General features: G+C 41.2%; 11 protein-coding genes. 4 read left to right on the forward strand and 7 right to left on the reverse strand.

What is annotated here, in order from left to right:
• Positions 1-131: 131 nt before the first annotated feature.
• Positions 132-3,305, forward strand: a complete 3,174-nt coding sequence (locus DUT71_RS20075) for a sacsin N-terminal ATP-binding-like domain-containing protein (RefSeq protein WP_113664326.1) — start codon at positions 132-134, stop codon at positions 3,303-3,305.
• A 554-nt stretch (positions 3,306-3,859) separates the two neighbouring features.
• On the opposite strand, the gene DUT71_RS20085 is transcribed toward DUT71_RS20075, so the two are convergent.
• The 7 genes from DUT71_RS20085 to DUT71_RS20110 all read right to left on the reverse strand — a co-directional run bounded on the left by DUT71_RS20085 (position 3,860) and on the right by DUT71_RS20110 (position 10,745).
• Positions 3,860-4,606, reverse strand: coding sequence for a hypothetical protein (locus DUT71_RS20085; protein WP_162796138.1), 747 nt, complete (start codon positions 4,604-4,606; stop codon positions 3,860-3,862).
• A gap of 14 nt (positions 4,607-4,620) precedes the next feature.
• Positions 4,621-5,595 carry a hypothetical protein gene (locus DUT71_RS20090; protein WP_113664329.1) on the reverse strand — a complete coding sequence of 325 codons (975 nt, stop codon included), beginning with the start codon at positions 5,593-5,595 and terminating at the stop codon, positions 4,621-4,623.
• A 390-nt stretch (positions 5,596-5,985) separates the two neighbouring features.
• Positions 5,986-7,527: a hypothetical protein gene (locus DUT71_RS20095; RefSeq protein ID WP_113664330.1), complete on the reverse strand. Its 1,542-nt coding sequence runs from the start codon at positions 7,525-7,527 to the stop codon at positions 5,986-5,988.
• Positions 7,528-7,536: 9 nt separating this feature from the next.
• A complete protein-coding gene (locus DUT71_RS20310) occupies positions 7,537-7,713 on the reverse strand; it encodes a hypothetical protein (RefSeq protein ID WP_162796139.1) in 177 nt (58 codons plus the stop codon).
• A gap of 154 nt (positions 7,714-7,867) precedes the next feature.
• A complete protein-coding gene (locus tag DUT71_RS20625) occupies positions 7,868-8,191 on the reverse strand; it encodes a DUF6527 family protein (RefSeq protein WP_113664331.1) in 324 nt (107 codons plus the stop codon).
• On the reverse strand, positions 8,172-9,185 hold the full coding sequence (locus DUT71_RS20105) for a HesA/MoeB/ThiF family protein (RefSeq protein ID WP_240186995.1): 1,014 nt from the start codon (positions 9,183-9,185) through the stop codon (positions 8,172-8,174). Before DUT71_RS20105 ends, DUT71_RS20625 begins: the two co-directional genes overlap by 20 nt.
• Positions 9,186-9,572: 387 nt before the next feature.
• Entirely contained in the window at positions 9,573-10,745 is a 1,173-nt protein-coding gene (locus DUT71_RS20110; RefSeq protein ID WP_113664333.1) for a multiubiquitin domain-containing protein, read from the reverse strand.
• A gap of 447 nt (positions 10,746-11,192) precedes the next feature.
• On the opposite strand from DUT71_RS20110, the gene DUT71_RS20115 reads away from it, so the two are divergent.
• The 3 genes from DUT71_RS20115 to DUT71_RS20125 all read left to right on the forward strand — a co-directional run.
• Positions 11,193-11,555: a helix-turn-helix domain-containing protein gene (locus DUT71_RS20115; RefSeq protein WP_113664334.1), complete on the forward strand. Its 363-nt coding sequence runs from the start codon at positions 11,193-11,195 to the stop codon at positions 11,553-11,555.
• A 4-nt stretch (positions 11,556-11,559) separates the two neighbouring features.
• The gene (locus tag DUT71_RS20120; protein WP_113664335.1) at positions 11,560-12,108 is read left to right on the forward strand and encodes an ImmA/IrrE family metallo-endopeptidase; all 549 of its coding nucleotides are present in this window, start codon (positions 11,560-11,562) and stop codon (positions 12,106-12,108) included.
• 561 nt (positions 12,109-12,669) lie between these two features.
• Positions 12,670-14,463: recombinase family protein (locus tag DUT71_RS20125; RefSeq protein ID WP_113664336.1), on the forward strand; the 1,794-nt coding region annotated here is incomplete at its 3' end.

A 14,463-nucleotide genomic window follows, 5' to 3' on the forward strand; every position in this document is an offset into this window, starting at 1 on the left:
GATGTGGCCAGTTTGCAAAAAAAGCAGTGGCCAGTTTTGGAATAATCTACAATTCGACAAAGGAATAATGAAAGATAGGGTGTATTATTCAGCTTAAAACATTAAATCATTAATCTTAGGAGTTAATCTTTATGCACTTAGAAACACAAAATAATTCTAGAGTTGATAATATAATTAATAGTAGGCGAGACGAATCTGATGCTCGTGACATTATTAAGGAAGTGGAACGTTTAGGGTTATTTGAAGGACAACATCGATTTCGTTGGATTTGGGAACTTGTTCAGAATGCTCGCGATGAAGCAGGTGAAGGTGTCGAAATTGTATGTACACAAGCTGCGGACGTTTTCACATTTGAGCACAATGGTAAGCCATTTAAATCAGATCATCTTGTGGCCCTAACTCTTAGAAGCTCAACAAAGCCGTTGGATAACTCTGGAGGTAGTGCCGGTAAATTTGGTACTGGTTTTGTAACAACACACCTATTAAATAAATGTGTAAAAATTAGTGGGGTTCATTTGAATGAGGAAGGGATTCGAAGATTTGAACATTATCTTGATCGTCGTCCGACTGACATCGAACCAATGATGAGAAATCTCGGGGACAGTATTCAAAGCATTCGAAAAATTGATGCACTTCCTCCAGAAACACCCACCGACCTGTGGAACCGTTTTGAGTACGGCTTATCTGAAGGTGGGAAGGAAATAGCAGCGGGTGGTATCAGACAGCTTGAAATCAACCTTGCCTTTTCCTTGCTAATCAACAGCGAAAAAATCAAATCTGTCCGTGTTCAAGAGGATGGCGTTTCCCGCACGCTGTCAATCAAGGATCACAAAGATGTATTCGGTCTAGTTAGCTTTGTAAAACTGTTAGATGATACTAAACCAGAAGGTGCATTTGGATTGTTGTATAAAGTTTATGGTGATTTGATCGTGGCCATGCCAGCAAATTTTATTAATAATCGCTATTATCTTACCGCTGCTGGTGAATCCGCGCGACTGTTCAAAGAACTTCCACTAATTGGATCTGAAGATTTTGCCATACCAAACATCATTCAGCATGAGAAATTTAAACCTACCGAACCAAGAGATGGGGTTAGGACCAAAATGGTTTTGCGAGAAAACGAAGATGATGTAGATCCTGTTGGAGATGCTAATAGATCGGCATTTAAAGACTATGTTAATGCATTTCCAAACTTTCTAGATGAGCTAATTGTTGGGGAAGTCCAAAACCTGCATCTCATGGCAGAAACCAGCTTCCCGTTAAACCCAGAGAAAATATATAGTTCAAAATGGCTGAGTGAAGAACTCCAAGATAAGCTAAGAGCTGTGTTGCTTACACATCGTTTGGTAAAAACGATGCAGGGAGATTCCATTCTAATAGGTGAAGCAATTTTTCCGGCCAGTCCATCTCAACATGAAGAATCTTTACACGAATTAATTTCTGAATTGTATCCTACAAAAACACCAGATACTGAGAGCTTTCGAGACTGGAGCCGAATTCTAAGCCATGAACCAGAAAACTGGCCGGATGGTATCCGGATTGGAATTGATGCGCTTGTTGAAAAAATCACTGGCGTTGAGATGCTTTCCGATCAATTAAAGGATTTTAATGCAATTGTACCTTGGCTACAAAAATTGGTATCTTACTTGGAAGAAACTCAGAATGAAAGTTTGGGTAGGGATTTCGCCATATATCCAAATCAGGCCGGTGGGCTGCAGAAAGAAATTGATATTTTTCATGAAACTAAACTTGAAAATCAGTTTAAGCTAATCTCTGAAGGGCTTGGACGTGATCTGAGTGAAGAGTTACTTCCGAAGTCCTTTAAGGCGAAATATGTTCAGGAGTTCGATATTAAGGAATTTCTAAGTGACATGAACAACACGATAGGTATGCTGAATGTGGAAGCCGCTACTGAGACTCAAACACAAGCAATTATCCAAATTTGTTGCACATTTAAAAGAAGCAGAGCGGAAAAGCGTGAAGCTTGGTTTGATTTGCTGCATCGGTTGATGCCGGAGAAGGCGAAGGAAAAGGTTTATATTGATCTCGAAGAGGAATATAGTTGGGATACTGCAGAAAAGTGGACCCTTAAGTGGGTGTCCTTGCTTATTCAGCGTTCCTGTAAACTAGAGAAATTTGTTGAAGACTACTTTAAAGAAGAAAGTGATGCGATTGATTGGTTGAACGATTTTCTGAAATTTGTTCACCGTAATGAGGAAACAAAGACAGCGCTTGAAAATAATATCATACCTACGCAAGACGGTGTCTTTAGGAAATATGAAGACAATATTTATCGAGAGGACAAACACGAAACTTTTTTACCCTTATTAAAATCACTTTACAAGAAACAGGTTGGCTTTTCCGACCCTGCATCATTTCTTATTCACAAAGATATTTTAAATTCAAACTTAAGAAGTAATGACGTATCAATACTGACTCGACCGCTTGACGATATCTTCAAAGACGTTTCTGTTGAAGAGAAGGTAAAGGAAGGTCATGAATATCACGACCTGTTTATGACACTTAAGGAACTAATCGAACATGAATTCTGGGCAAAAATGTTTCCATTGTTCAGCGAAAAACAACCTGTGTTATTTATCAAGGCATTTGGCGCTGGAAGCAGTATTGGTCGCCTAATGAAGATAAGGAAACCAATCGAAGAAATGGAAAAACTGGCAGCACTTTCACTCACTGCCGATCAGTTAAAGCAGCTCGACGACGCAGCAAAAACTATTGGCAATGTTCAGCAACTGATCGATAAGGCCAACCAGATGGCGGAAACTGCCGAAGAAATCCGTTGGCGTCAGGATGTTGGCGACGCCGCCGAAAAAGCTTTTCTAGAGGCGATCAGCGAGGCACATCCACATTTTGCCCAACCCGAAAATCCAGATAACGGACGTGATTTTATTATTCGAATTGGGGCAGATGAATACTCGATCGAGATAAAAAGCGCCATTATTGGCAAAGAATCCGTAAAGATGTCTTTAAAACAAGGTGAAGAAGCAGAAAGAGATTGCAAACATTATGCTCTTTGTGTAATCAATAGACCATTCGGAACATTTACTACGAAGGAACAGTTTATTAACAATGCTAGATTTGTTACTGATATTGGTTATCAGATTGGCGATAAAGTGAGAAAGTGGCGAGAAGGTCTATCGAAAATCGAAACTAATGAAAATGTTAGTGTCGCTCTAGACAACAAAAACGGCTATGTAAACATTCGTAAAACGACGTGGGAAGATGGAAGTATAGATTTCTCAGCATTTATTGAGTTGTTAAAGGTATATTTCAATTTGAGTAGCTGAATGGCTGCCAAGTGATATTACGGATTTATTAACACCAGTATTTATTGGCGGTATCTTCGATGTGGTCGTCTGTTTGATTACGGTCCTTTTGGTCGTAGGACAAATGGTTTGTCGTCCGGGGAAATGGTGAAGACTAGTAATCCAGATGGCTCTTCGAGCAAACGGAAAATGGAGGTTTTTAAATAATGGGAGGCTTAACGGCTGGGTGGCGTTGGAGTAGAAAGTTTTTTACTGCGTTTGAACTGGTTGACATAGATCTTCTCCTATAGGTATGCTTTCCCTCGAAACCGGCACCGATTTGCCTTGGTAAATGTGCCTTTTGGTTCAGAAGAAAATATTTCTGACACGTTTGGCGAACAAGTAAAATAGATTTAATTGTCTTTCGTTAAGCACTACAATTTGCGAGCGGAATAGTTCCCAGCAACCGAAGGTATTTCCGCTTTCGGGAAAAATTGCCCAAGACAGCAAAGAATACCTCGCCATCAAAAGAACGGCAGTTAACTTTTGCAGTAATTTATAATGGCATTTTGCCATTTTCCCACCCAAACAGAATTTTATAAGCCAAATACGCTTGCCAATTGTTGAGTGATATCCTTTAGGCTGATATCTCCAAGTTTTGCCTCCTTTGCAAGACCTCTAACATTAAAATTTTCTTCTTCAAGTAGTGCGATGTAACTGGCGATATCTTCTTTAATGATAGTTGCGCATTCCACGCTATCGGTATTGGCAAGGGTAGCTGCCAGTTTTAGGACATCCTTTTTGTGTTTGTCGATGTCATTGGACCTGATCTCGTGCCCATCCTTTTTTCGCTGCAGGTTGTTCAGATAAGCTTTGATCTTCAAAACGATCAGCGCCAGCTCGTTTGCTACCATGAGTCCATCCGCTATATTACAGTTGCGAAGTGTGAATTCATAATATTCATCGTGCAGCAGCATGGCCGAAAGACTGGAGAGCTGTTCGTCTGTAGGTATTGGCGTGAGATGAAAGTCTTCTGGTAGTGTTATTCCATCTGGTTTTCTGGAAAAAAGTTCGATAATGGCCGGAAAGTCCTCCGTCTGGGGCTGGCTAAAACGGAAAAAATTCTTTTCCGTCTCTTCAATATTGCGGTTAATATACTCCCCATCCCTTATCAGCTGCCAAAAAGCCTCCAGAAACTTATTGTCAATCGCCTCTATGATGATCAGCATGTCCACGTCTTTGGTTGCCCTGAAATCTATTCCTCGCGACTCCAGCCTCACCTCACACGCTGTCCCGCCAATGATGATGTAGTTTTCACTATAATCGGCAAAATATGTTCTCAAGCGCTCCAGTCCTACTACCATTTTATATTATCTATCATTTGTTCTAATGCTATTTTTATTCTTTCATCTTCTTCATTTCTCATACTGAGATATAGCGAAAGGGGATCCACTACACGGGATCTAGAGAATGCGGCAGGATCATAGGCCCATAGCTCCACCCGAGATCTGCCGTATTGTCCCAGTTCCAGTCCCTTGTCTTCATCCAAGCTGTCAATTTTATTACGAGCTATGGCATAAGCAGGCTGGTTCCCTTCCGAAAGTGTGGTATATTTTGCCAATGCGCTGTCATAGCTTGGTATGGCCAGAGGCTCATTGCCGAGTGGAAAATCTGTGTAGAAGACCTTTTTTATAGGTGAGTTCATTAGATTTTGTACTTCTTCCCAAATCTTTCTCTTTGTCGCCGGAATGAAGTGCATCTGTTTTTCCTTCGTACCTTCGATGCTGATGATCTGATGCTGCTCGAGCTCTTTTGCAATTCTTGAAATCGACATGGCATTGGTTACTAGCAGTTTGGCCACTTCTCCAAGAGGGATGTCCTCGATCGACCCTAATAAGAGGTGGTAGATCAGAGCACATTGAGAGGTGTAACCTAGGGTCGACTTTTTGGTTTCAGCTTTGTTCTTACCTCGAAGGTCGTTGAGGTTAACTAAAAGTTCAGGTATATAGAGCTGTTTTCCCGTTTGACAGAACGCTATCCTACTTTCTATGAGCCGCTTGCGGAGATAGGGCTCTAGGTCTTCCAATACGAAAACAATCACCCCGTTTAAAATTTCCCTGAGCTGAAATTGTTGCTTCTCAAGTTGAGATGGGGTATAATCGTTGCCCTTGGGACGAACGAAAAGAAGTTTGACCTTATCAAAATCAGCCTTCTGTATTTCGTAGCTGCCCTTTAGATACAGCGGAAGCCTTCTGCGATCTTCCTCACCGAGTTGGGATAACCTCAAGGATAGCCCAAAATTTTCTTCCAGATAACGCTGTATGTTTGTCATAACGACACAATGATAACAAAAAAAAGCATACTAACAAAATAAATGTTACAATGCATTAATATGTTATTACGAAAGATAGAACAGCGGCTAACTACCGACTTTAAAAGCTAAAGCCTCTTGGGGATGTACTACAAGCTTTCGATAATTTGGAATTAAATAGGTTAGCTAATTTAACGGATAGGCAACTAGTAAACCTAAAAATCTTCGAAACGGATATTTCCGTTCCCGTGCATTCTGAGGTCTTAGCTGCGATCGGATTAGGCCCGAGAATGTGCACGGATATCAAAAAGAAGTTAGACTTTACTAATACCTATGCCATACAGAACCTCGAAAGCGGCGAGGACATCCGAGTACATGTTTAAAACGACCGTTGACTAGCTCTCCTGTCAATTATTTTTTGGAAAGTTCCTTAATCAGAAACTCATAATACCGTTCACTTGCCATATGCTTGAATAGGTATTGTAGACTATCTCTGTTTAATTCTAGGAACTTTATTAACTCGCCCTGTATATTATCTGGCAGGTAAGATATCACACTTAGGCCAATCATCGCATGGTTGATATTGGTAGCGTCAAAGGTAAAGCACATCAACTTATGTTCACCAATGTGACAAGATGTGATCCAAACGTACTTGGGCAAACTGGTAGTAAGTAGTTCAATTTTCTTTGAGGTTTCAAGACCAGACCCTTTAATTATTTTCTTGTATTTTTCACTGTATTCTATCTTGATATCCCACACAAGGTCGGCTACAATAACGCCATCGAAGAAAAAGGTCAATATGGTATCTAGGCCAGCAACAATAACCTCAAGATCCTGAAACGAAATCCGAACTTTTGGATATATAGGCAATACGATACTTTTGACGAGGGTAGGCTCCTTTTGCTTGTGTCCTTCTGTCCATGGAGTTATCAGATTATGGGCCCCATCAAAATTTATCCTAACGAAAGGTCCCCATTGATCGTCGTGAGCGTATATCTTATCGATGTTATCCGACATGTAGCTCATCTTTTTTTGAGGAGCTATCGGCTGCGGTGCAAGCGATTTGAAACCAGATACCGTTATGGCATGGAGCCCATGCTGCCCTCCATTCGGAACCCTGATAACGAGAATTATTGGAATACCTATTCCAGAATACGCATTAATTATTTTTTTGAGATAATGGTTGCTGACAACCTTGAAAGGGTGGTCCGCTGTCCGGAGGTCGGCCTCCTTAATTTCGGATACAAGGCCAGAATTCAATATTGCCTGTGAAATCTGCAGGATGCTAAGGCCTTTGTTCGGAAAAAGGCGGCTTCCATCTGGTGAAACATTGTCCGCATCCAAAGTTATCTGACTCGGAGATTTTAGGATTGTATGAAAATCTACCGCCGCCTTGTTCAACATAGACCAGATGGCGGTAGTGGCACAGGCTGCGATAACAGAATCCTGTTCTTGAAAGGCCAAAGATCTGAGTTTTATTTCGGTGCCGTACAAGTTGATACTGTACGTCCTTAAGCCCCAAAAATTGCGGTCACTCAGGTTTTCACCATTGGAGTAGGTCTTCAAAACTGAATAGCCTATCATTTTAACGGGAATAGGCTTTACTACAATGAAACCTACATAATGACTCCAGAATTCCTTTGCATTTTCTTTTGTTTTCAGAAGGTTTTCCTGAAAGGCCTTTTTCGTAAACTTGATATCAAAAAAATGTACCCTACGGCATACCTTGTCATAGTTTTCAAAACACAGCGCATAATATGAGGCATAGTCGTGAAGATAATCACGGCTTATATAACCTTCTTCTATCAAGATGGTCTTTGCGCCAAGCTCCTTACTGCTCAAGTATTTCCAGAAATACTTATAGTGTTGCTTGATCTTAACCTGTTCCGGTGTTGTATATTTGTTTGAGAGTGAGGACGCTAGATTATCCTCATTGAAAGCGAGAATCTTCAAAACACTATATTATAACTGTACTACAAGTTTTAGCGTTTCTTGATCTACATCTTTTAACTTGAGGATTTCTTCTTGCAATTTAATGGTAGCAGCGATAGCGTCTTTCACGGCTTTAGACTGCTTTAGCCTAATAGCCTTGATTTCAGCGCCTGGCACTAAAATCTGTGATGCTTGAAGTTTTTCCATAATAAAAAATTAATTCATGCCGTTTTTGGGACGGCAAAGATACGAACGTTAGATTGAAATTGCTATACTAATCTAAATATCAATATCTATAAAAACAAACAATCCAGAAAAAGTTTTTCTAGATTGTTGTTTTTTTTTTGACGGAAAGGCGTGATTAACACCAGATAATCTTTCCGTGCTTGAGAAAGAAATGGCTTTTGCAACCTACCAATCGGTCAATCGATGGTTTAAGAGAAATGGTTTTATCTTCTATCACATATTTCCAACATGGGTCGAAGTCATCCATCAGATTTGTGTAGAGCTTTTCACCGCAACCACACGGGCATAGCAGGACACACTGCCAGACATATCCCTGATTACTAATGAGGTAGACCATCTTATCTCTCATCCTATCCGGGACATCTTCTACCGTTTTATATCCGTATAGCGTCTTCTTCCTGAATAACGCTTTTATCCAACTAATAAACCTTCTCAACATGCCTGCTCAATTCTGGACTGTTCAATAACGGTTCAATATCACCTTTCCCAATCCATTTATTGAAGAAGGTACATGGTTCCTTCATCTGTTCGGAATAGGAAACGCAATCGGTATAGTCTATCTTGATTACGTCTACCTCAGAATTCGGCATGTTCCTGAATGGATGGATGCGGGCCAAAAAATCATTTACAGCCGTTGCTGAAACCTGCATGTTGATACTTATAACTGCTGGACTGCTTTCCGAAACACTGGCCAGATACTGGTTCCTTGCATGTTCTTCCCCATCAATCCTTTTGACAGATTCCGAAAGCAGTCTGTCCAAGCCATACTGGTGCCTATTCAATAGGCTTGATCCTCCGGGCTGGACAAAATGCACCTGTCCGAAGATGTTGTTGATTCCACCTTTCCCATCTGCGTTCAATTTGACGCCCATGTCGATCAAAGGCAAAACATAAAAGGATGATATAAGGTTCAGAATATGCCTTCCCTCCGCACCATCCACACAGCTGAACAAAAAGTCGCAATCAGCAAGCTCTTTGACTACCTCTCTTTTTGATATGTCCGAATCGAAAACAGTTACTTTAGTGCCTATGCCCAGAGCATCTATTTCTCTCTTCATCACTTCGGTCTTAGGCACGTTGCTTTCAGCATCTGAACGTTTAGACCCGATTATCCTGTTTAAATTAAGGCCGTCGATATAGTCGGGATCGACCAGCACCAGTTCGCCTACTCCCAGTCGCTTTAACTGCTCAATAGTAATACTGCCTGTTCCTGAACACCCAACTATTCCTACCTTCATCTTGTTAAGCTCAGAAACTGTTTTTTCTCCGAAGGCCTGTCTATTACGTAGCTGCGCATCCTCCGCAATTTTTGATCCGTCATCTGTATAGCGCCAAATCAATACGTCGCTTCCGGCAATCAGGACTTTGTGCATAGGTTCGCTCTGCATCTCTTCCCTGAATACCCTGCCAAAAATGCGACCGTCAGGAAGCATAATACAACTTGCGTGGCTATGCTCGTTGTCGAGCCAAGATTGGATACTCTTAAACAACGTGTCGTCCGCAACATCATCCAAATCTGAAAAATACTCGTGTATTCCAGGTCCGGGATGGCAGTGAAACTTTACGATTGCCAAATCACGTCTTGCTGCCCTCTCTAGGAATGGATTGATAATGTCGGTTGGCCAAGTAATATAATCGTGCTCCCTGTCACAGACTTCGTAAGGTACGAGCAAAAGTTCCTGAACCAGAAACTGCTCGTTGCCGTTGAAAGTTCCTCTGCCGCAAAGAGCTATTGCAACGGCCTCCTTGTTGTCTCCGGGGAACAAATGGTCCTTTAGTTGGCCATAATGATGACCTGAAATCCTAAGTGTGTTCATTGCCTATCTCCCCAAATCCTTAATTAACCAGTTCTCAACCAGACATAGATGGCTAGCAATGTTATCAACCCCCGGACGCCATTGGCCTGGAGCACGGTGCCTAGACCAACGCTGATAGGTTTTTCCGTCTATAGGCTGTGCCGCCAACGCATTTATGCCCCTCCCTGAAACCTTGGTCAAAGCTGGAAAAAAATACGCCATGTCTATTTCCGTGGCAGGATAAGAAGGGGCAATCATGAGCGCAACGGTGGCATGTTTTTGGTGATAGCCATCAGGTATCGCAAATTCATGGAGCAATATCCACATTCCTCCGCCAGTGGTACGATTGCCAATGGCCTCCCAAGGGAGGCCAAGACCATTTAAAAAATCTACATCCTCTTCTGGCAGGTCAAATTCCCTGCGAAGAACGACTTCTTCCTTAACAGACTGCAAACCATCAGTCTGTTCCTTTGGCTGGATGGTAAACCTGACCAGGCATCTTTCTGTCAAATCTACCTGTTCCGATAAGCCAAGCTTAATCGGCTTTGGGCTTGTGTTTACAAACTTGTAAACCTCAAACTGGGCCGAGCTGTTCGGGTATTCCAACTGGATAAGTTCCGCAACGGTAATAAACCTTCTGTTCCAATCGTGGTAGCGTTTATCCACCTTGATCCTATAAATTCTAGCAGGAGGAACTTCTTTACATTCCTTACCGTAAGATTCTATATCGACTAGGTCAAGCCATTTACGGGTAACGAACCTCATACCCCTGCAGTGCATCTTGATCGACTCTTCTGGTGAGAATGCATAATTGATCTCCGCATCTTTGTCCATCAGCTGCACAAGATAGAACTGTTTGGTGTCGACAGCATTCAGCTCCATGATCTGAACTGGTGTCAGGGTCTTCTTGTCTGTTGTTTCTGGTTCTCCATCTACCAGGTAGTTGAATACTTCAGCTTCTTTGGTAACAAAATGCTCTGTGCCTTGGTCACCAAGATCAACGATTTCATCCATTGATATTCTTTTAAAATCGCCCTTTAGCTTCTGGTATAGCGTATGGCATTCTGGATCTTTGATTCCAGCTTCCTTTAATAGTTCAGCACCGGTAATTTTGGGTGTTTTTACAGTTATTTTCTTATCATTAACTGTAGCTTTATAGACTTGGGGCTTTTCAGCCGAGAAAGACTTATCTTCCATTTTTTTAACAAATTAAATTTTAATTAGAATACTATTAATCGAGCCTCCCATGGAGACTGGGGCTGCAACTGCTGCGGCGGAATTAAAAATGTAGTATTGCCCGAATTAAATTTTAATTTGTATGACTGACCAAGATTGCTTCTCAATAGGTTTTTATCCTATTTGCTTGTAAATATGAAAGGTAGTCACTACCTTTGAAACAACCACGGATCAAAGGAGGTTTTTAACGAGGCTGGCAAAGCCTAATTGACTACCTTAAAAATTTACAAAGCTGAGAGCTCTGCTCTTGGCTTTTTTTATTTCTTTACAAATATACATCGAAATTTTACAAAACCAAATTAAATGTAAAATTTTACAAAATCTATTATTGTTAAATATTGTAAAATTATTTGGATATTTTCTAAATAATAATCATCTTTGTATTATGATATTTAAAATCAACAAGTTATGAGTGCTATTTCAGAGGAATCTTTTTACGAACAAATCGGCGAAAGGATTAGAAATTTTCGACTGAATGCAAATATCAGTCAAGAGGTATTCTCAGAATTGTTAAACATGACAAGGGCTTCGGTTGTTAATATAGAAAAGGGACGACAACGGCCGTCGATATTTCTATTAATTACCATTGCCAAGATTCTGAAGGTAGACTATATTGACTTAATACCTGTTGAATTGAATATTGAAAGGCTAGAAGAAAATGTTGAGGTTCCAGAGGTGGACTTTTCGGCGGTAGTTGCGGACTCTATGCTTGATCTTAACGAGCGTGTTAAAAACTCTATGCAGCAGTTCTTAAGCCAAATTAATAAATAACCCCATGAATACTCGCAACCATAGCAGATCCATACAGTTTATAAAAAAACAAGTAGATGATATTTTACAGGGGATGAAATTAAATAGTCTCCCTATTAAAATTGAAGATGTTGCCAAAAGAGCTGGCCTAACCGTTTCTCCCTTTGATTTCGAAGATGACATCTCAGGGGTTTTGGTTATCCAAGATGGCAAGGGGGTAATTGGATATAACCAAAGTGAATCGCGTGTGAGGAGACGTTTCACAATTGCACACGAATTGGGACATTTTGTGCTGCATAGAGAACAATCATCAATGTTCATGGACAAGGGCTTCAATGCAATTTTCAGAAGTGCGCATTCTGGGCTTTCCGAACAGACACAAATTCTGGAACGAGAGGCAAATACATTCGCCGCGTATATTCTTATGCCGGATCATCTGCTTAAAGAAGCTATCGAAAAAATTGATTTTGATTTGGGTAGCGAAGATGAAATTAAAAACTTGGCCAAGGTTTTTGATGTATCTTCCCAAGCTATGTACTATCGTATATTAAATTCGGGCCTACTGAAGTTCTAAGATTATTAGATAATATTTCGACGATTATTCCTTCGATGAACAAAATACTTAAGCCTTTTAGCTTCGTTCGTCCCGAAATAGCTCGATATTAGGAAATCGGTCAGGTTACGGATAAAAATTAGGAATTATCTCAAAAGTTGTCACGCATTCCTGCCTACGATGTTTAGGCTTCCAACACCCTTTGAATAGGTTTAGATTATTCCTTTTAATAAACGTTCATTTGAATTCCCATTTGGTCTCAGTTCTTTTGGTCCAGATGTACGATCATGTCGATTACAAAAAGTGGCGCGGTCAGTCGGCCTTGATATGGAGTGGTCATTCCTAACAAAATATACAGCAAACTACTGTAATTCTTATCTTTATGTTGCGCTAGCTAATATCATTTATTATTGTTGTGTTAAGGTCATGGTATTGGATGCTTGCAAACATTTGGCAGCAAAATAGACGACTATTGGCACGCATTATCAGCTCGCAGTGTCTCTTTGCTTAAATGTTACCGATAATATTGGTTAATGAAATAGCCATTTTTAGAGAAAGGATTTTGTGAAATCAGAAAAGGCCATGACAGAAATTTTAAAAGTCGGGATATGGATACGGGTGTCCACCGATAGACAGGTCAGGGATGAAAGCCCAGAACACCACGAACAGCGAGCACGTTACTATATAGATGCCAAGGGCTGGGACCTTGCTAAGATATACCGCTTTGACGGAATAAGCGGCAACGGCATAATAAACCATCCCGAAGCACAAAGGATGTTGAACGACGTAAAGAACGGAGAGATCAACGGTCTCGTCTTTTCCAAGCTTGCCCGCCTTGCCAGAAGTACAAAAGAGCTTTTGGAGTTTGCAGATATATTCAGGAGGTCAAATGCCTACCTGATTTCCCTCTCCGAGAACATAGACACAAGTACTCCCGCTGGAATGCTTTTTTTTACGGTGCTCTCCGCAATGGCGGAATGGGAACGGGAAGAGATTGCAAGCAGGGTTTCCGCCTCTATCCCAGTTCGTGCGAAACTCGGAAAACCTATTGGGGGACAGGCCATCTTCGGGTATTCGTGGAAGGCCAAGCAGTTTGTCCTAAACGAGGATGAAGCACCTGTCCGAAAGCTGATATTTGAAATATTCCTTAGGACCATGCGAAGAAAGACCACTGCAGATGAGCTCAATAGGCTTGGTTACCGAACACGCAAGGGAGCCATGTTTTCTGACACTACCATAGAAAGACTGATCAGGGATACCACCGTCAAAGGGGAACGGATCGCAAACTATACCAGGACCGGCACCGGAAAAAAGCTCATAGTCCTGAAACCAGAGAGCGATTGGATAATAACAGAATGCCCGCAGATCGTTTCACCGGAACTTTGGGAAAGGGCAAACAGGATACTCGATGAGCAGAAACAGAAACGGGCGCCGGTAGGCAGAAGGTCCGATTATCTGCTTTCGGGCCTGCTGAGGTGTTCATGTCTTAAAAAAATGTATGTCAAAAATGCCAGGATATACAAGTGCAGGGATTGCGGTGTTAAGATTGCAATATCCACGGTTGATGAAATGTATTGTACACTACTTTCAGAAAGTCTTAATGATGGCCGCCTAACCAAACTTGTCGAATCCTCCAAGACCAAGCTACTGGAGAAACAGGGTTTGTTCAACGATACAGTTGCAGAAAAAAAAATCCTGGACGAAAGAATTGATAGATATCTATCGATGATGTTTGATGGAACGATCTCGGTCAAGCAGATTAAAAGGTACCTGCAAGGGTTGAGAAGGGATCTTGAACCGGTTGAAGATCTATTGAGGGCGCTAGGATCTGAAATAGATTCGGGAAAACTTTCGATACAGGTCTTTGAAGACCACATCAAGGATGCACTTTTTCTGACCGAAAACTGGTCTTCAATGTTTTATCAGGGAAAAAGGCGCATAATAGAGAATATTACAAGGGGCATTCTAGTTGGCGAGAGGGAAATCAGTATAGAGTTTTCCATCAGGGAGGGTAATAGCTGTACGGAAAGTGAACCTTTGAATACGATCTCCTCGACAATCCACCACTCGTTTTTTCATCGAAATTCCCACAAGTCTGCCAAAAAAAACTACCCACTTGCTCCAAGGACAATCGGTGAGCATTTAAGAAAGAAGAGGATCGATCTTGGTCTGACACAGGCTGAATTGGGAAAAATCCTGAAGGTAACTCCCGATTGCATAACATTTTGGGAAAACAACCGTAGTGAACCACAGATAAAATATTACCCAAGCATCTATAGATTTTTGGGCTACCACCCAATAATATTTGATGAAACCAATTTCCGCTGTGTATTTCGGAAATACTATCCATCCCTGTACGTTCCAAACTGTTCAGTA

The sequence above is a fragment of the Pedobacter nanyangensis genome (assembly GCF_003313505.1).
Taxonomy (GTDB): Bacteria; Bacteroidota; Bacteroidia; order Sphingobacteriales; family Sphingobacteriaceae; genus Pedobacter; species Pedobacter nanyangensis.